General features: G+C 68.6%; 19 protein-coding genes. 16 read left to right on the top strand and 3 right to left on the bottom strand.

Features of this window, described 5'->3' with window-relative positions; all coding sequences use genetic code 11:
• The first annotated feature begins 77 nt into the window (after positions 1–77).
• The 4 genes from ACN269_RS00225 to ACN269_RS00210 all read left to right on the top strand — a co-directional run bounded on the left by ACN269_RS00225 (position 78) and on the right by ACN269_RS00210 (position 4,182).
• Positions 78–1,484 carry an APC family permease gene (locus ACN269_RS00225; protein ID WP_421470378.1) on the top strand — a complete coding sequence of 469 codons (1,407 nt, stop codon included), beginning with the start codon at positions 78–80 and terminating at the stop codon, positions 1,482–1,484.
• Positions 1,481–2,494 (top strand): acetamidase/formamidase family protein, encoded by a 1,014-nt coding sequence (locus ACN269_RS00220; protein WP_421470377.1) that lies wholly within the window; start codon positions 1,481–1,483, stop codon positions 2,492–2,494. Before ACN269_RS00225 ends, ACN269_RS00220 begins: the two co-directional genes overlap by 4 nt.
• 11 nt (positions 2,495–2,505) lie before the next feature.
• Positions 2,506–3,183 (top strand): GOLPH3/VPS74 family protein, encoded by a 678-nt coding sequence (locus ACN269_RS00215; protein ID WP_421470376.1) that lies wholly within the window; start codon positions 2,506–2,508, stop codon positions 3,181–3,183.
• A 225-nt stretch (positions 3,184–3,408) separates the two neighbouring features.
• Complete coding sequence (locus ACN269_RS00210; RefSeq protein WP_421470375.1) at positions 3,409–4,182, top strand: hypothetical protein; 774 nt, start codon at positions 3,409–3,411, stop codon at positions 4,180–4,182.
• A 385-nt stretch (positions 4,183–4,567) separates the two neighbouring features.
• On the opposite strand, the gene ACN269_RS00205 is transcribed toward ACN269_RS00210, so the two are convergent.
• The gene (locus tag ACN269_RS00205) at positions 4,568–4,867 is read right to left on the bottom strand and encodes a hypothetical protein (protein WP_421470374.1); all 300 of its coding nucleotides are present in this window, start codon (positions 4,865–4,867) and stop codon (positions 4,568–4,570) included.
• Between the two features lie 447 nt (positions 4,868–5,314).
• Between ACN269_RS00205 and ACN269_RS00200 the strand changes: the two genes are divergently transcribed.
• The 7 genes from ACN269_RS00200 to ACN269_RS00170 all read left to right on the top strand — a co-directional run bounded on the left by ACN269_RS00200 (position 5,315) and on the right by ACN269_RS00170 (position 11,297).
• Positions 5,315–5,845, top strand: a complete 531-nt coding sequence (locus ACN269_RS00200) for a hypothetical protein (protein WP_421470373.1) — start codon at positions 5,315–5,317, stop codon at positions 5,843–5,845.
• A gap of 359 nt (positions 5,846–6,204) precedes the next feature.
• On the top strand, positions 6,205–6,711 hold the full coding sequence (locus tag ACN269_RS00195) for a hypothetical protein (protein WP_421470372.1): 507 nt from the start codon (positions 6,205–6,207) through the stop codon (positions 6,709–6,711).
• Between the two features lie 102 nt (positions 6,712–6,813).
• Positions 6,814–7,374, top strand: coding sequence for an SAF domain-containing protein (locus ACN269_RS00190; RefSeq protein ID WP_421470371.1), 561 nt, complete (start codon positions 6,814–6,816; stop codon positions 7,372–7,374).
• Positions 7,375–7,379: 5 nt separating this feature from the next.
• Positions 7,380–8,240 (top strand): hypothetical protein, encoded by an 861-nt coding sequence (locus ACN269_RS00185; RefSeq protein WP_421470370.1) that lies wholly within the window; start codon positions 7,380–7,382, stop codon positions 8,238–8,240.
• A gap of 29 nt (positions 8,241–8,269) precedes the next feature.
• On the top strand, positions 8,270–9,565 hold the full coding sequence (locus tag ACN269_RS00180; protein ID WP_421470369.1) for a CpaF family protein: 1,296 nt from the start codon (positions 8,270–8,272) through the stop codon (positions 9,563–9,565).
• A 164-nt stretch (positions 9,566–9,729) separates the two neighbouring features.
• Positions 9,730–10,440, top strand: a complete 711-nt coding sequence (locus ACN269_RS00175) for a type II secretion system F family protein (RefSeq protein WP_421470368.1) — start codon at positions 9,730–9,732, stop codon at positions 10,438–10,440.
• Positions 10,437–11,297 carry a type II secretion system F family protein gene (locus tag ACN269_RS00170; RefSeq protein ID WP_421470367.1) on the top strand — a complete coding sequence of 287 codons (861 nt, stop codon included), beginning with the start codon at positions 10,437–10,439 and terminating at the stop codon, positions 11,295–11,297. Before ACN269_RS00175 ends, ACN269_RS00170 begins: the two co-directional genes overlap by 4 nt.
• 163 nt (positions 11,298–11,460) lie before the next feature.
• Here ACN269_RS00170 and ACN269_RS00165 read toward each other — a convergent pair whose 3' ends face one another.
• Positions 11,461–11,982 carry a DUF6985 domain-containing protein gene (locus tag ACN269_RS00165; RefSeq protein WP_421470366.1) on the bottom strand — a complete coding sequence of 174 codons (522 nt, stop codon included), beginning with the start codon at positions 11,980–11,982 and terminating at the stop codon, positions 11,461–11,463.
• A 9-nt stretch (positions 11,983–11,991) separates the two neighbouring features.
• A complete protein-coding gene (locus ACN269_RS00160) occupies positions 11,992–12,348 on the bottom strand; it encodes a hypothetical protein (RefSeq protein WP_421470365.1) in 357 nt (118 codons plus the stop codon).
• A 287-nt stretch (positions 12,349–12,635) separates the two neighbouring features.
• Here ACN269_RS00160 and ACN269_RS00155 point away from each other — a divergent pair, with 287 nt between their 5' ends.
• The 5 genes from ACN269_RS00155 to ACN269_RS00135 all read left to right on the top strand — a co-directional run bounded on the left by ACN269_RS00155 (position 12,636) and on the right by ACN269_RS00135 (position 17,014).
• Positions 12,636–12,830: a hypothetical protein gene (locus ACN269_RS00155; protein WP_167944775.1), complete on the top strand. Its 195-nt coding sequence runs from the start codon at positions 12,636–12,638 to the stop codon at positions 12,828–12,830.
• Between the two features lie 11 nt (positions 12,831–12,841).
• Entirely contained in the window at positions 12,842–13,264 is a 423-nt protein-coding gene (locus ACN269_RS00150) for a TadE/TadG family type IV pilus assembly protein (RefSeq protein ID WP_421470364.1), read from the top strand.
• An 86-nt stretch (positions 13,265–13,350) separates the two neighbouring features.
• Positions 13,351–13,743 (top strand): TadE family protein, encoded by a 393-nt coding sequence (locus tag ACN269_RS00145; RefSeq protein WP_358126958.1) that lies wholly within the window; start codon positions 13,351–13,353, stop codon positions 13,741–13,743.
• Positions 13,740–14,168: a pilus assembly protein TadG-related protein gene (locus ACN269_RS00140; RefSeq protein WP_421470363.1), complete on the top strand. Its 429-nt coding sequence runs from the start codon at positions 13,740–13,742 to the stop codon at positions 14,166–14,168. Before ACN269_RS00145 ends, ACN269_RS00140 begins: the two co-directional genes overlap by 4 nt.
• 20 nt (positions 14,169–14,188) lie before the next feature.
• Positions 14,189–17,014: a BTAD domain-containing putative transcriptional regulator gene (locus ACN269_RS00135; protein ID WP_421470362.1), complete on the top strand. Its 2,826-nt coding sequence runs from the start codon at positions 14,189–14,191 to the stop codon at positions 17,012–17,014.
• Positions 17,015–17,041 lie beyond the last annotated feature (27 nt).

Raw genomic sequence — 17,041 nt, 5'->3', positions numbered from 1 at the left:
CGGTTTTCGGGCCAACGAGTAGTTGTCATGGCTGACGGACCAGCTACGAACCAGGATTCAGATACCTGAGGAGTCTAATGAGTCTCCAGAATGACCTGTCGCGATATGGATATCGGCAGGAGCTGAGCCGCCAACTGCGGTTCAGGGATCTACTTGCCTACGGGCTGGTGTACATGGTGCCGATCGCGCCGATGGCGATCTTCGGCAGCGTTTACGCCGGCTCGGGCGGGATGGTGGCCCTGGCGTACGCGGTCGGTGTGGTGGCGTTGGTGTTTACGGCGTTCTCGTACGCGCAGATGGTGAAGGCGTTCCCGATGTCGGGCAGCGTCTACAACTACGCAGGGCGCGGCGTCAGCCCGCCGGTCGGGTTCCTCGCCGGCTGGGTGATCCTTCTCGACTATGTCCTCGTGCCGGGGCTGTTGTACCTGGTGGCGTCGGTGGCGATGCACGCCACCGGCCCGGCGGTGCCGGTGTGGCTGTGGCTCCTCGGTTTCGTCGCGGTCAACACGATCGTCAACTCGGTGGGGATCCGCATGACGGCGGCCGTCACCCGGGTGATGTTGATCGGCGAGCTGATCGTGCTGGCGGTATTCCTGGCCATCGCCGGCTGGGCCCTCGCCTCGGGTAGGGGCCGGTTCAGCTGGGCGGCGTTCTACAACGCCGACACGTTCACCTGGTCGGTGGTGGCGGGGGCGGTGTCGATCGCGGTGCTGTCCTTCCTGGGTTTCGACGGCATCTCGATGTTGGCCGAGGAGACCAAGGGCGGCTCCCGTCAGATCGGCCGCGCCATGGCCGCCGTGCTCATCCTGGCCGGCGTGCTGTTCATCGCCCAGACCTGGCTGGCCGCGATGCTCATCCCCGACCCCGGCACCCTCCTCGCGGCGGGCGACGTGAACGGCACCGCCTTCTACGACGCTGCGGCCGTAGCCGGCGGGGGATGGCTGGCCACCCTGTGCGCGGTAGCGACCGCGATCGCGTGGGGTCTGCCGAACTCGATGGTTGCCCAGGTCGCCACGTCCCGGCTGCTGTATGCGATGGCTCGCGACCGGCAGCTTCCGGCGTTTTTGGCGAAGGTGTCGATCCGGCGCAACGTGCCGATCAACGCGACGCTGCTCACCGGCGCCGTGTCTCTGGTGCTCGGCTTGTACATGGCGACCCGTGCGGATGGGATCACTCTGCTGTCGTCGCTGATCAACTTCGGGGCGATGGTCGCCTTCCTGGTCCTGCACGTCTCCGTGATCGTGCACCACCTCATCCGCCAGCGCAGCGGGAACTGGTGGGCTCACCTGGTCATGCCCGCTATCGGGTACGCGATCCTCGCCTACGTGGTGGTCAACGCCAACATCGCCGCCCAGCGCCTCGGCCTGGCCTGGCTCGCCCTCGGGATGGTCGTTCTGGCTGGCCTGTACCTGTCTGGCCGCCGGCCAGCGCTGTCGGGGTTGGCACCCGCGCAGCCGCAGGCGCGTCACGTGGAGCGGGTGTGACCGGCATGGACACGTTCACCTACCGGCCCGCCCGAGACGAGCTGGCCTACACCTTCGGCGGTCGGATGCCGGTCGCGCACGTGCGCGGCGGTGACATGTTCACCGTCATGACGGAGGACTGCTTCGGTGGTCTCGTGAGAGGGCCGGCCGACCTGCCGTCGCAGGTGTGCCACATGCCCTACCTCAATCCGGTGTCCGGGCCGTTCTTCGTCGAGGACGCCGAGCCCGGCGACACCCTCGCCGTGCACCTCGCCGCCATCGTCCCGGCCCGGGACTGGGGTGTGTCCTCGACCTTTCCGCACTTCGGGGCACTGACGTCCACCTCCCACACCGCCACCCTGCAGCCTCCGCTGGAGGAGCGGGTATGGGTGTACGGCATCGACCGGCAGGCCGGGACCGTACGGTTCGAGGCCACCCGCAGCGACCACAGCGTTGACCTGCCGCTGGACCCGATGATCGGCACGATCGGTGTCGCCCCCGGCGGGTTCGAAGCCCGTTCCACACTCGTGCCCGACACCCACGGCGGGAATCTCGACACCCCGCACCTGCGCGCCGGCACCACCCTCTACCTCGGAGTGAACGTCTACGGGGCGATGCTGGCCCTCGGCGACGGGCACGCCCGCCAGGGCGAGGGTGAGGCTTGCGGCGTCGGCGTGGAGATCGCCACGACCACCACCCTCGCCATCGACGTCATCAAAGGCGTCAGCACCCGGTGGCCGCGGTTGGAGACCGACCGGGACATCCTGACGATCGGGTGCGCGAGGCCCCTGGAGGACGCCTACCGCATCGCCCAGCATGACCTCGTCGGCTGGGCCTGCGCCCTGACGGGCCTGGAAACCCTGGACGCCTACCAGCTCTTGTCGCAGGCGGGGCGGGCGCCGATCGGCAACGTGTGCGACCCCAACTACACCGTCCTCGCCGCCATCGACAAAACGATGCTGCCCGCCCCCGGACCCGCGTACGGCGGGGCACACGAGCGGCTGCGGCGGCTCACCGCCGGGCTGCGGTAGGAGCCCTGACGATGACCGCGTCGATCCCGCGCCTGCCGCTGCGCGACGAGCTGTTCCTCCTCGGCCACGACGACGACACCGGACACCCCCACGTGCACCGGCAGACCCTCGCCCTCGGGCTCGCGGGCGCGGTCCTGATCGACCTGTACCTGGCCGGGCGCGTGACCCTCGACCCGAACGACGACACCCGCCCGGCCAGCCACCAACGGATCCACCCGCACATCGACCGCCCGGTCGGGGACCTGATCGCCGACGCCGCGACCGCGACCATCCGCCACACCCACCCACCCCTGCGGGGGTGGCTGCGCGGGTTCTCCGACGACCTCTATGACCGCACCCGCGCCGGCCTCGTCGCCGGCGGGATCCTGCGCCACCACACCCGACGGCGCCTCGGCGGCCTCATACGCGCCGACACCTACCTGCCCACCGACAGTAGATGGGCGGTCATCGCCCGCTCGCGCCTGCGCTACCTCGCCTCCGGCCGCGAAGAACCCGACAACCACACCGCCGCTCTCGCCGGCCTCGTCGCCGACCTCGGCCTAGCCAGCCACCTCTATCTCGACGACGACATCACCACCCTGACGGCTCGCTTGAAGGCCATCGCCGGGCAGCACTACCGGCCGGTTCGCGACATCACCGCCGCCGTGGACGCCGCCGTCGGGGACCTTGCCACCGCCGCCTACCGCTAGCCCAATCCACCTCACCTCGAGAAAGCTGACCGTGAACAACCTGCCCTACGTGCGACCCACGACCGATACGCCCCATCCGGTTGGCCGCCGAGCCGGAAAAGTCACTGCCGCCGCCTGCGCGCTCGGCCTCCTCGCACCGCTACAGCTATCCCGCACTGGACGGGCGCCGCCGGGCCGGCTCAATCCCAATCCTCGCCTTCCCCCACCGCCGCGTCCCGGCTTTCCGTGTCGCCGTGTCCGTCACCAGCCGCCCTCACCGCGGCACAGCTCAAGACACGCGCACAGCAGAAAATCGACCCATCGCCGACGCATCTGCCGGCGTCGACCCCGGCGCAGCAGGCCCTGGAAGCGGTCACGGTTGGGCCGTCCGGCTGCGACGCCATCCCGGGCCGGTTCGCCTATGTCCACCTACTCCAGTGGGCCACGGACACCACCATCGCCGGCAACAGCACCACCACGCGGATCGCGCTGTTCGAAGAGCAACGCCGGCGCGCCGACGACGCCTCCGGCCGCGTCATTCGCAGCCGCTACCCCACCGGTCAGCGGCCCACCGATGACAGCGCCTACCGCCCCGGCGAGTTGGACGGTTCCGTCGGGCCGATCTCCACCGACCCGGCGGCGCTCACCGCGCACATTGACGCCACCCAGCCCCGATTCCTCGGACCCACCGCCGTCATTCGCGGCCTCGTCAGCCTGCTCGGCTGGCGTACCCCCAACCAAGCCGCCCGCACCGCGGTCCTCACCGTCCTGAGCGACACCCCCGGCATCACGTACCACGGCTCGGTGACCGACCGGGCGGGCCGAACCGGCATCGGCGTCAGCGCCACCGCCGACGACATCCGCTTCCTGCTGATCCTCAACCCCACCACCGGCGAACTACTCGCCTACGAAAGAGCCGCACTCACACCACCACCCGGGAGCGACCGAACCGGCCCCTTGGTCGACGACTACCACCTGTTCCTCGTCCATACCCATGCCGCCAGCAGCGACAACTCCTGACCCCACTAACGACCAACTCACGGACAGCCCGCCATATGGACATCGTCCCGAGCATCCGCGCATCTGCGGGAGGTCACGCCGCACCGCTCGTCCGCATCGCCGCCGGGTCACTCCGCGGCCTATTAGGATCTGACTTCAGTCGTGGATGAAACGATTTGTTCACATGGACGCGAGGCCTGACTCATCGAGAGCGAGTCGTGCTTGAGACGCTCCTGGCGGCCCCTGAGGCTCGCCCATCCTGCATCGAGGCTGGCTTCGAACCTGCGACGCCGTATTTGGTGAGCCGGCCGGTGGAGTCTTCGATCGTGACCGTAGCTGCCGTGGACCTTCTGCTCGGACCGGCGGACGATCGAGCCGGATAGGTCAGACGGAAGACGTGTCCGTATCAGTTCCTCTCGTTGTTGATGTGGCCTTCTTCGAGGGCCTTCTCGATCATTGCCAGCATCTCGGCCATTTCGTGCGCCTCAGCTGTCAGCGTCCAGGTCAGGTACCCGCGTCCGTCGTCGATCTGGTCGACGAGCCCAGCCTGGCGCATCTGCCTGAGCGCCTTGGACAGGTGGCCGTCGCCGGGTCTCGCTCCCCAGCGCTCAACGAGGGCGGCAGCGAGCTCCGTGTATCGCAGTTGTCGGTCGGCGAGCGTCAGCAAAATCGAAGCCCACCAGCTGTGTCCGAAAACCTGCTCCAAGATCCGAAAGTGGATCAATGCCACAGTTCACCGTCTCCCCCGCACAGGTGCCCAACGCCTGACCCGAGACGTCAGCTGTCGTGAATCTGACATTGCGCGAAGGACTCACTTCACCGAGTAGTCGCAGCGGTGTCAAGGCCTCTCGTTTATCGACCTGACGGAGAGCTGGCGGTTAGAGCCGCTTTGGGTGAAAACGAAATCCAGCTGTAACGAGCAGTGGTTGTCGATGGCTCCGCTCTGTTCAGCCCCTGCGCGGCGCTGAACAGTCCGTCGCGGTGGCGCGAGGCGGCCCTACCAGCGGTGCGCACGATTGGGACGCACGATTGGCGCGCGCGGTTGTAGCGCACTCACGTGCCGTAGCGGCAGGCTCTGATCCTGGGATAGGACAGAACATGTTGACCGTGTTGGAGGCAACTGGTGGCACACCGTAGGGGGAGGGTGGTGGCCGTGCTCGCGCTCATCGGCCTGGTGGGAATCGGGGCAGGTTGCACACGTGGTGACGGTGGCAATGAAGGCTCAGCAACGCCGACGCCCGGCAATCAATCCACCTCGACCGCCGAACCGGTTACGCCTGAGGATCTCGCGCTGGCTGCGTACCGGGGTATGTGGGCCGCCTACGACGACGCCGGGCTTACGTCCGACCCGGACAATCCTGAGCTGGCCAAGTTCGCGGCCGGCGATGCGTTGAAGGTCTTGAGAAGCGGCCTGGAGTCCGATCGTCGCGAGGGGCTGGTCGGGCAGGGCAAAGTCGTTGTGAACCCGTCGATCCAGTCCCTCACGCCTGCGGCCGCGCCGACCCAGGCGAAGGTCCGAGACTGCGCCGATACCTCCGGCGCGACCAGGGTGAGAGCGACTCCGAATGGCACTCCGTTCGCCGACTCACCCGGCGGGCGCCGGCTGGTCAACGCCACTGTGAGCATGGTCGGCAGAAGCTGGAAGGTGACGTCCTTCGGGGTCCAGGGGGTCGGCTCGTGCTGAGGCTCCGCCTCCTGGCAGCGGCCGGTGTCATGCCTGCGGCCTGTTGCCTGGTTCTGCTGTTGCCTGCGTCCCCCGCCAAGGCCGACAAGTGGAAGCCGGTGGACTGCGGCCTTACTCCTGGCGTACCTGAGTGTTCCGTCGAGGTGGGTACACCGCCCTCGGCCGGCGACGGGAACTCCGGGGACGAACACAGCGGCGGGTCGAACACCGGTGGCGGGTCCGGAGGTGAGCACGAGGGTGCGGACGGTTGCCGCTACATCGTGATCGGCCGGGACGATCCGCCGGCGGGTGCCCCTCAGCCTGGAGCGTGGTATTCACGCCACTGCATCAACGATGGCGCGGGCTCGGAGAGGTTGCCCGTGTGGATCGCGGATGCGCAGTCGCCGGATCCGACGGTTTTGGCGCGGTCCGCGATTTCCCGGCTGGATCTGCCTGTACCGGCGATCCGGGCCAATCCCGCTCCGCCGGCGGCTCAGCTGCTGAACGTGCCGACCTGGCTGTGGTTGGACGGCTCTTCTTATCGCGCACGGTCAGCGACGGCTTCGGTGCCCGGCCTGAGCGTCACGGCGACGGCCTCGCCGACCAAGGTGCGGTGGTCGACTGGTGACGGCGCGTCCTTCACCTGCTCGGGCGCGGGAATGCCGTGGCGCGCGGGCATGGATCCGGCAGCAGCGTCGAACTGCAGCCACACCTACAAGGTGCCGTCGAGTGGCCAACCGGGCGGGGTGTACGAGGTGCGAGCAACGGTGACCTGGGAGATCGGCTGGGTCGGCGGTGGCACGTCGGGGTCGGTCGATCCAGTGACGACGACCGCCACGGTGCCGCTTCGGGTGCAGCGCTCGTCCGCGCTCAACGGGGCGGGCTGACCGATGGCTGTGTCATTGACGAGGTCACCGGCCGCAGCGGCGAACGGGCGGTCGCCATCCACACCTCCGCCAGTTGGTGTGCGCCGACGCTCACCGCGCAACGTGGTGCTGGGGCTGGTCCTTACAATCGCGTGCTCGCTGCTCTTCGCCGGCACAACGTTGCGGACCGATCCGGCGACTCCGGTCCTTGCATTGGCCCGCGACGTGGGAGCCGGCCAGACGATCCGGGACCCAGACCTGAAGGTCGTACGGATCGTGCCCGGCGACGCCGTGCAGGTGGTAGGCGAGTCGCAGCGCGAGACGGTGGTCGGTCGGACGGCGGCGGTGCCGCTGGTGGCCGGGAGCCTGTTGTCGCCCGGCCAGATGGGTGGTTCGGCGTTTCCGCCAGTGGGCCAATCGGTCATCGCCGTCGGCGTCAAGGCGGGCAAGGCGCCCGCCGGCATGACTGTGGGTTCGCGGGTGACCGTCCTGGTGGTGCCCCCGACAGCCAACGGATCTCCAGCTGGGCAGGCGGTCCGGGCGTCCGCATCGGTGTCAGCGATCGAGGTCCCCGACGCTGCTGGACTGACCGCCGTGTCGCTCCTGCTGTCGTCAGACGCGGCACTACAGGTCAGCCTAGCTTCGGGAGACGTATCCCTGATTCTTCAGGGCTCGGGCGGCTGAGCACCGTGTTGATCGGGGTGACGAGCGCGAAGGGCTCGCCGGGCGCAACGACGCTCGCCCTGGGGCTGGCACTGCGGTGGCCCGAGCCAGGCGCCATTGTCGTGGAAGCGGATCCGGCGGGCGGCGACCTGATGGCACGGTTCGGTCGCACCTACCACGATGACGGGCGGGAGCCAGGGCTGGCGTCGATGGCCGCCGATGCCCGATCCGGGGCCGGCGTCCGGATGGATCCGTCTCGGTGGGTACAACCGCTGCCGTCCGGGGTGGACGTGGTCCTGGCGGAGCCTGGCGCCGCGGCGGCGAGCCTGCGGGCGTTAGCTGCGCGAGGACCTCGAATGCTGCGAATGCTGGCCGCCAGCCGGCCAGCGGTCGTGCTCGACGTGGGCCGGTGGGAGCCAGCTTCGCCGACGTCCGCGCTGCTATCGGCAGTGGACGTCCTACTGGTGGTGCTGAGGCCCGTACAGGATGAGGTTCGGGTTGCGGATGTGCGACTGAACGGCCCGACGGGCCGACCAATCCCATCAGCAAAAGGTAGAGACCTTACCCAGGGACACGAACACGTCGAGCAGCTGACCGGATTGGTCCGGGACGTACAGCTGGTGACCGTAGGTGGCGACGGGTGGCCGGCAGTGGAGGTGGCCGGCAGCCTTGGGCTGCCGCTGGCCGCGACCATCCCGAACGACCGTCGCGGCGCCGGGATTCTGGCCGGACGGATGGTGCCGCGGCGCGGTTGGCAGTCGACCGGCTGGACGCGGCTGCCACTGCTGCGGGCCTGTCGTGGCCTTGCACTGGACCTCGATCGGCACGCCGGTACCGGGACGTCCATCGCGCCGGTGACGGAGCACGCCGGGGTGAGCGGCCGATGAACGCTCGACATTCCGCTCCGGGGAACAGCATGGGCGTGGGGGGCGCCCACGCGCTGACCACTGGTGAGCGAGAGGTTCTCGATGCGTTACGAGCCACTGTCGCCGTCCGGCTACAGGTGTCGGTCGTCGGCGGAGCAGACAACGCGGGCGACGTCGACCTGTTGATATCCAACGCTCTCGACGAGTACGCGCGCGAGGCGTTGCACCGCGGGCAACCCCCGCTGAGTGAGATGGCCGAGAATCGGATTCGGCAAGCGTTGCGCAACTCCTTCGTCGGCGCCGGCGGGCTGCAACCGCTCCTCGACGACGAGGCGATCGAGACCATCAACATCAACGGCTGCGACAACGTGCAGGTGCAGTACCGCGATGGCCGACGCGCCCGGGTGGCCGCGGTCGCAAACTCCGATACCGAACTGATCGAGCAGTTGCGCGACATGGGCGCCCGGCTCGGAGCCCATGAGCGCCGATTCGACCCGGACGCCCCCGAACTCGCCATGCAGTTGCCTGGCGGAGCGCGTCTACACGCGATGCAGGTGATCAGCGATCGAGTCGCGGTGTCGATCCGCCGGCACCCGATGGTGAAGGTGAGCCTGGATGACCTGGTGGGGATGGGCGAGCTGACGCCGACAATGGCGGATCTGTTCACCGGCCTGGTGTTGGCCCGCCGGAACATCGTCATCAGCGGCGGCCCCGCCGCGGGAAAAACAACATTCCTGCGAGCCCTCGCCTCTGCGATTCCCACGCAGGAACGCCTGATCGTGATCGAGGACTCTCGCGAGCTGTCGCTGGACCCGCAGGTCCACCCGGACATGGTCTCGATGCAGGCACGGCAGGCAAACATCGAGGGCGTGGGCGAGTTCAGCCTGGATCAGTGCGTCCGTGCCGCCCTGCGGTTGACGCCGGATCGGGTCATCCTCGGCGAGGTTCGCGGGGCTGAGGTCGTGCAGATGGCCAAGGCGATGTCGATCGGGGTGGACGGGTCGATGGCGACGGTGCATGCCTCGTCGAGTTCGCAGGCACTGCTGCGGATGACCACCTATGCGATGGAGCCGCCGGCATCCTATCCACGAAGTGCCGCGACGTCACTGCTGGGCGAAGCCGTGCACATCGTCGTGCACTTGGACCGCACTCCCAATGGCCTTCGAGTGGTTTCCTCCGTTCGCGAGATCGTCGGCACCGACGGGGACCAGATCATGTCCAACGAGGTATACCGGCCTGGTCCGGGTCGCCAGGCAGTGCCGGCGACCCGGCTGCGGGACGAGACCATGGACCGGCTCGTCGATGTTGGCCTGGATCCTGCTGCCCTCGACCGTGACGGGTGGTGACACGGATGGCCATGCCGGTCGTGCTGCTTGTCGGACTACTCAGCGGCCTTGGCCTGTGGCTGGTCGTTGACGGATTCCGGCGGCGCGACCGTGACAGCCCTGCACGAGTGGACGGCTTGCTACGACGAGCTCGTGCGGCCGTAACTCCCGTGCGGACCGTAACGGTGATCATCGCGGCGGTGGTCTCGGGGCTGGTAACCGGCTGGCTGGTCGGCGCGATCTTGGCTGGCCTGGCAGCGTGGAGCCTACCCACCGTGCTGATCGGGAACCGGACTCAGCAGCGTGAGCAGGAGCAGTTGGAGGCGATCGCGGGCTGGACGGAGAGCTTGCGCGACACGCTGGCCGCGGCAGCTGGGCTGGAGGAGGCGATCGCCGCGACGGCCGGCACGGCGCCAGCGGCTATCCGACCGCAGGTCATCGCGCTGGCGGAGGCGATCGACGCTGGGGTCCGCCTGCCGGTCGCGCTGCGCGCGTTCGCCGCTGATCTCAATCATCCGACCGGGGACATGGTCGTGGCGTCGTTGCTGCTGGCGGCCACCAGGCAGGCTCGCAACCTCGCCGAGCAGCTCGGTGCGCTCGCGGCAACCGCACGGGAGCAGGCCGCAGCCCGGATGCGGATCCAGACCGAGTGGGCGACCACCCGCACGTCGGTGCGGATCATCATCGCGATCACCCTGGTCATGGCCGTCGGACAGGTACTGCTCAACCGCACGTTCCTCGCTCCCTACGACACTCTGGCCGGGCAGGTCGTACTCGCCATCGTGGGTGCGATGTTCGCCGTCGGATTCATCTGGCTCAGCCGGATGTCCCGGATAGCCCGTGAGGAGCGGGTGCTGACCGGCGCCAACTCCCAACCCCAGGTGGTGACACGGTGATCCGGGAGGCGCTGCTGCTGGGGGCCGGTACCGGAACCGGCCTTGCGCTGGTCCTGCTGGGGTTGCGTCCCAACCGACCTGCCCTGGTCGACGTGCTCGATGGCCTACGTCGTCCGGCGCCGCCGCCGATGACCGCCCGACAACGCCGCTATCAGGTGCTGGGGGCGCCCCTCGTACGCCTGGGCCTGCCTACCGCTCGCACCCGCAGCGACCTGGCAGTGCTGCAGAAGGACGTTCCCACGTTCCTTGCCGAGCAGGCCGCAGCCATCGGCCTGGGGGTACTGGCGATGCCCGTCCTGGCCGCACTGTGGGGTGTCGGCGGGCTGGTGCCGCTGTGGCTCGCCGGCCTGGGCGGACTGATCGGCTACCGATGGGCGGTCACCCGGGCCTGCGCTCAGGCGAAGAGGCGGCGTGCCCATCTGCGCCACACCCTGTCGGTGATGCTCGACCTGGTCACCATCAGCCTGGCCGGCGGCGCCGGCGTCGAACAGGCCCTCGACGATGCGGCAAGCGTCTGCACCGGCTGGGCCGCCGACCAACTGCGTGCCGCGCTACGCACCGCCCGGCTGACTCGGCAGCCCCCGTGGCGGCCCCTTGGCCAACTGGGCCACGATACGGGAGTGAACGAGTTGGCCGAGTTGGCCGCCACGATGCAGTTGGCCGGCGCGGAAGGCGCCCGGGTCCGTGCTTCCCTCGCTGCCCGGGCCTCGGGGATGCGCGCTCGCACAACCGCCGCAATGGAATCCGCCGCCCGCTCGGCCGGCGTCCGGATGTCCCTGCCCGTCATGCTCATCGCCCTCGGCTACGGCCTGTTCCTGCTATACCCGGCCATCGCGGCCATCCGCGCCGGTCTCTGAAGGGTCCGAGAGCTCACGAATTTCGAAGTGTCGTTACGCCGGAGCTGAAGGGAGGTACGCAGCTATGCGGCTATCCGAGTCCGTCGGTTCACGAACTGCCTGCAGGGTGATCGCCGTTCATCGATCGAAGGCGGTAGATGCCGGACGACCACAGCCGGTTGCGCTACCTCAGCCGGTGGTAGACGACGCCTTCGAGGTCGTCGCGGTTGAAGGCAGCTGCGTTGGTGAGGTGGCCGTCGTATGGGCCAACCTTGGTCACTGCTCGGCCGTCTCGCAGAACGATCTGGAGTCCGTGTTCGGGCTCCCAGTCGCAGTTGCATTCCACGGTGACGTACACATGCTGGTCGCGGAAGCTGTCGCGCTCGACGGCAGCCTCGACGGGGTGGATGTGTGCCCAGACTTCGTCAGGATTAGAGATCGTTACGGGCACGGCGCCGTCGGTGGCCTCGGATACGACGTCCTGGTAGTAGTCGAAGATCGCTGGTGCGGCGGCCTTGAGGACGGAGTCGTCGACGTCGAGGAACGCCGCGATGGCCGTGTGGAACTCTTCCTTGGCCGGGTCGTCGTCGTATCCGTTAACCATCACGTTGAGTACGCGGTCGCCCAAGGCTGGCACGTGGACGGGCTCGCTGCGGTACCACCCGTCGAGGTCCTCGAAGACCGTCCCAAGGCCGGGGATGTCCATGCGGGCACCCTACGGCAGCGGCGGTCTGGTACGTGGTTCGGCAGGTTCGATGCCGCCGGACGCGTACCGCTCGGCGGTGGGAACGGACACGCCGAACATGTCAGTCAGTCGGCGCACGTCTCCGGGGGACGTGATGGCTTCGTGCACGATGCGGCCCATCCGCAACGCTTGGGCCGAGAAGCCGATCGTCTTGGTGATCCAGTGGGTGCTGGGCAGGGCGGTGCGGGTGGCGTTGTAGTGGTTGAGGAACAGGTGCGGGTTGGCGGTGTTCGGCCAGCGCCGCTGTCGTTCGTCGAGCCACGCGGTGAGTCGCTGCCTGACCGGGGCGGCGAGCGCCATGGTGCAGGCGGCTGTCAGGGATCTCATGCAGCTGCATGGCGACGACCTGGTGGGATCGCAGCGCGTGGAACGCGATCAGGGCAGCGAGTGCGGCGCCGCCGCGTTACTCACCGACCCGCCACCTTGAGAGTCTCGATCACTCGCCCCGAATCAGAGAAGCGTCGGGAATCTCGACAAGCAGTCAACGGTGGCTCCACGAGGCGACCGGCGCTGCCACCTCGACCTCGATCGGCATCCCGCAAGTAAGCCATGGAACAACCCACGGTGTTACCGACTAACCGCATCCTTACGGCTACTCGAAGGAGTTGATCACCATGATCCGCCGTCTACGCGCCAACTTCGCCTATGGGCTCAGGGCCATCCGTGAGAATCCCGAACACGGAGCCGAGACCGTCGACACGATCATGTGGATCGCCATCTTCATCGTCGTCGTCGGCGGCATCGGCATGCTCTTCCGGGACACCGTGACGCAGTACTGGAACTCCCTGGTCATCACCATCGGCTTCTGACCGTCACGATCATGGGGAGTCCGAGCAGGACCAGGCAGCACCTCCGCAGCAGACTCCACGGCGACCGCGGCTCAGTCACGACCGAGACCGTCGGCTACACCGTCATCTTCCTGCTCGCTCTGACCGTGATCGTGCAAGCCGCCGTCTGGTCGTTGGCCGATCAGTCGGCTCGGCACGCCGCCAAGGAGGCACTTCAGGCGGCGCGGGTCTATGGGGCGACGGCCGAATCCGGCCGCAGCGAAGCCGCTGAAGTCCTGGCCGAGACCAACCCGGCCGGCATCGACGACGTCCAGATCACCGTGGAGCGTGGGCCAGTCACCACAACCGTCACGATCACCGGCACGGCGAACCGTGTCGTTCCCGTGCCAGGGCTCACCGTGCCCATCGAGGTCCAGGTCCAGGCACCCACCGAAGATGTCCCACCCGTCAGCTGAGACCAGGCGGAAGGAGCGAGGCGTCGATGAGAGAGCCCAGTAGAGCATCACTGCGTCGGCGGTGTCCGTCCGGCGATTGCGGCTCGGTGTCGGTCGAGGTAGTCGGGCTCGTCCTGCCGGTCATGGTGATCGTGGCGATGCTGATCGTCGGCGCATGGCGGTTGTCGGCCACTCGCCTCGACGTACACGCCGCCGCCGCGTCCGCCGCGCGCGCCGCATCCCAACAGCGAACCGCCGCTGCCGCGCAGTCCGCCGCCGAGGAAGCCGCCCGCGGCGACCTCGCCGGCCGGGCCCGCGGATGCACCCCGTTGACCGTTGTCACGGACCTCGATGACTTCGGCCGTGGCGGCTCGGTCACCGTCACCATCACGTGCCACGTCTCCACCGATGACCTGATCGGCGTCAGCGCCCCGGGCGGCGCCGACACGACCGCGGCCGCCAGGGCCCCACTGGACACCTACTCGGAGGTCGTCCCGTGAGCCGCCCAAGGTTGGAGGCGGTTCGCCGCCAGCTGCGCGAAGACCGCGGCTCGGGCACCGGCTGGGCAACCGGAATGTTCCTCGTCGGCATGCTCGCAGCCGCACTGATCATCGACGGCGGCGCCGCGATGACGATGCGCGTCGACGCTCGCCACGTCGCCCAACAGGCCGCGCGGGCCGGAGCAGACCGGATCGATCTACTCCTGCTCCGCACGGCCGGCACCGTACAACTCGACCCGGTCCTGGCCGAAGCCGCGGCGACCGAGTACCTCGCCCAGGTCGGAGCAACCGGCACCGTCTCCGCCACCACGACGTTGGTCACGGTCACCGTCACCAAGACCGGGCCCACGCCGCTACTCGCCGCCGTCGGAATCACCACCGTCACCGTCTCGACCACCGAACGCGCCGAACCCGTGACCAGCTAGACCACCGTGAAGGGGGTGCCATGAACGTCACCGCGGCGCTCGGCCGGCTCCTCACCCGCCTCGCCAGCGCCACCGCGCTGCTCTCCATCACCGTCGGCATCCCCTACGGTCTCGCCGCCCACATCGGTTGGCCCCTCCCCCGCGCCGTCCCGCAGGACACCGCCGGCTGGCAGGCATGGCTCACCGCCGGCTTCACCGACACGATGGCGGTCAACCTGCTGGCCATCGCCCTGTGGCTGCTCTGGGCCGTGTTCACCGCCAGCCTCCTCGCCGAGGCGATCGCCGGGATTCGCGGCCTGCCCATGCCGAGACTGCGCGGCTTTACGTCCGTACAGACTCTGGCAGGTTGGCTGCTCTCCGGACTCACGGCCGGGGTCGTCGCCACCGCCACCGTCGCGCCGGCTACGGCGACTCCTCCGCCATTGCCCGCGGTCGTGCCGGCCGCGGCGCACGCCACCCCGGTGGTGCTTGTCGGCAACGCTGCGACGGGCCCAGCCAAGGTCGGTATCGAGCAGCAACCGCCGATCCTCTGCGCTGGCGAACACAACGTTCTCATCAAAGGCAACAGCTATGTGTACGTCGTCCAACGCAACGAGAGCCTCTGGGTCATCGCCGAGAAGTGCCTCGACGACGGCAACCGTTGGCCCGAGATCTGGCAGCTCAACCGCGGCCGACATTTCGAGGTCGGCGGCACGTTGCGGGCCCCCCGCCTGATCCAACCCGGCTGGGACCTACGGATGCCAGATGACGCTGTCCCGCCACCAGCCACCGATCCGACACCCGCCAAACCCGCCCGACCGCCGGGTGCCGGCCCGGTGCCCACTTCACCGGGCCCGGCAACGTCGACAGCCCCGCCCATATCGACACCGTCTTCCTCAACCGCTGAGGATCCGGACGGTGTGGTCGAGCCGGCACCGCGCATGCCGGCGTCATCGGGTCCGGCCTCGACCCCAAGCAGCACCAGCGCGGCAACGCCCGACCAAAGCGATGCCGTTCGGCCGCCCGGTGAGGATCGCGGCGTGGGCGTACCGGGCGGATGGGTGAGCATCGGACTGGCCGCTGCACTGGCCGCCGCCTCGTCGATCGTGTGGCTACGCCGACGCACCCGTTACAACCCCATCGCCGACATCGACCCGGCCACCGATCCCACCCTGCAGCCCCTGCCGGCCGTGGTCAGCCGGCTACGCCGGGCCGTCCGTGAGCAGGCACCCGAACTCTTGGCACCCCCGCCGCCACAACCCACAGTCCGTAACCCCGCGGGCGCCGAACGGCCGCCGCTGGCACCGATCGGGCCGTCCGGACCGCAACTGGCCGGACTACCCGACCAACCACGCGGAGGCCTCGGCCTTACCGGACCAGGCGGTGCCGACGCCGTCCGCGCGATGCTCGTGGCGACGCTCTCCTCCGGCGGTGTCCACGACCCGGACGCCCGCGGGCAGGTGGTGATCCCCGCGACGGTCCTCGCCGATCTGCTCGGCGGCACCGCAATCACCGACCTGGTCGGTGCCATACCTCGGCTGCGAGTCACCGCCGGACTCGACCATGCCCTGACCTACGTCGAAGAACAGATCATCCACCGCACACGTGCCGTCACCGACGCCGACGTCACCGACGTCGCCGCGCTCCACGACGCCGACCCGCACCACGATCCACTTCCGCCGATCACACTGATCGCCGACATCCCCGACACCGCGATCCGGGCTCGGCTATCCACCGCGCTACACCTGGGCCATCCCCTGGCCATCAGCGCAGTCATCGCCGGCGACTGGCCGCGCGGCACCACCCTCACTGTTGCGAGCGACGGCACCACCACAAGCAACGAGCCGGGACAGACCCCCAAGCTGTCGGTCCTAGACGCCGACACCACCCTGCAGCTGCTCACCGTCATTCGCGAAGCTCACACCGGGGAGCCGCCATCTCCCCCGCCCAACGACCCGACGCCCGAAGGGCCGGGCTCCACGAGCAATGGCGGAAACACATCTACCGCAGAGACCACCGCGAGCCCAGCACCGCCAGTCAGGCCTACCCCACCCGCCGAACCTCCCCGAGCGAGCGAGAAGCGGCAGTCACGGGTACGCGTCCAGGTCCTCGGCCGGCCGATCATCTTCGGCGCCGACGGCAACCCCGTCCCCGGCGTCCGCCGAGCAAGTTACGAACTCCTCACCTACCTCGCCGTCCACCGCCAAGGTGCGGACATCGCCGACATCGAGGTAGCGATGACACCGGATGCCACCCCACGCCGCGCCCGCGACCGCCTGTCCACCAACGTCGCCAACCTCCGCAATCGGCTGACCCACGCCACCGGACTCGACCCCAGCGCGATCAGCGATACCTTCAAACCGGTCGTCAACCCTGGTGGGCGCTACTACCTCGACCCGACCCTGCTCGATGTCGACTGGTGGCGCGTCCTCGACGCCGTCAGCCGCGCCGGCGCGACGACCGACCGAGACGCCCAGCGAGCGGCGCTCGACGAAGCAGTCAGCAACTGGAACGGCCTACTCTACGACGACAGCTTCGAATGGATGGACGGGCCACAGCACAGGTGCAGGCAGGTCGGCGTCAACATCCACGCCCGACTCGCGGTTCTGCTCGCCGACACCGACCCCGGTCGAGCTCGGACTCTCCTCGACGCTGCCTGCGACATCGACCCGATCAACGAGGAGGTCGCTCGCCTCGCCATGAACGCTCATGCCGCCACTGATGACACCGCAGCCATCAACGCGCGGCTGGCAGCACTCAGGTCAGCGCTTCAGGAAATCGACGAGGACGTCTCCGACGAAACCCATCGACTCGCACGTCGACTATTCCAAAAGTCCCTACCGCATACCGATGGCCCGTCGGACTGAGAGGACCGTTTAGCGCTCTCGAGCAGA

This window comes from Micromonospora sp. WMMD736, from assembly GCF_049179015.1.
Classification (GTDB): Bacteria; Actinomycetota; Actinomycetes; order Mycobacteriales; family Micromonosporaceae; genus Micromonospora.
This window is presented reverse-complemented; position numbering and strand designations above follow the sequence as displayed.

What these genes read in the sequence shown, in the direction of transcription:
- ACN269_RS00225 (WP_421470378.1), top strand. Translation starts at nt 78, where the DNA reads ATGAGTCTCCAGAATGACCTGTCGCGATATGGATATCGGCAGGAGCTG.
- ACN269_RS00215 (WP_421470376.1), top strand. Translation starts at nt 2,506, where the DNA reads ATGACCGCGTCGATCCCGCGCCTGCCGCTGCGCGACGAGCTGTTCCTC.
- ACN269_RS00180 (WP_421470369.1), top strand. Translation starts at nt 8,270, where the DNA reads ATGGGCGTGGGGGGCGCCCACGCGCTGACCACTGGTGAGCGAGAGGTT.
- ACN269_RS00165 (WP_421470366.1), bottom strand. Translation starts at nt 11,982, where the DNA reads ATGGACATCCCCGGCCTTGGGACGGTCTTCGAGGACCTCGACGGGTGG.
- ACN269_RS00160 (WP_421470365.1), bottom strand. Translation starts at nt 12,348, where the DNA reads ATGAGATCCCTGACAGCCGCCTGCACCATGGCGCTCGCCGCCCCGGTC.
- ACN269_RS00155 (WP_167944775.1), top strand. Translation starts at nt 12,636, where the DNA reads ATGATCCGCCGTCTACGCGCCAACTTCGCCTATGGGCTCAGGGCCATC.
- ACN269_RS00150 (WP_421470364.1), top strand. Translation starts at nt 12,842, where the DNA reads ATGGGGAGTCCGAGCAGGACCAGGCAGCACCTCCGCAGCAGACTCCAC.
- ACN269_RS00135 (WP_421470362.1), top strand. Translation starts at nt 14,189, where the DNA reads ATGAACGTCACCGCGGCGCTCGGCCGGCTCCTCACCCGCCTCGCCAGC.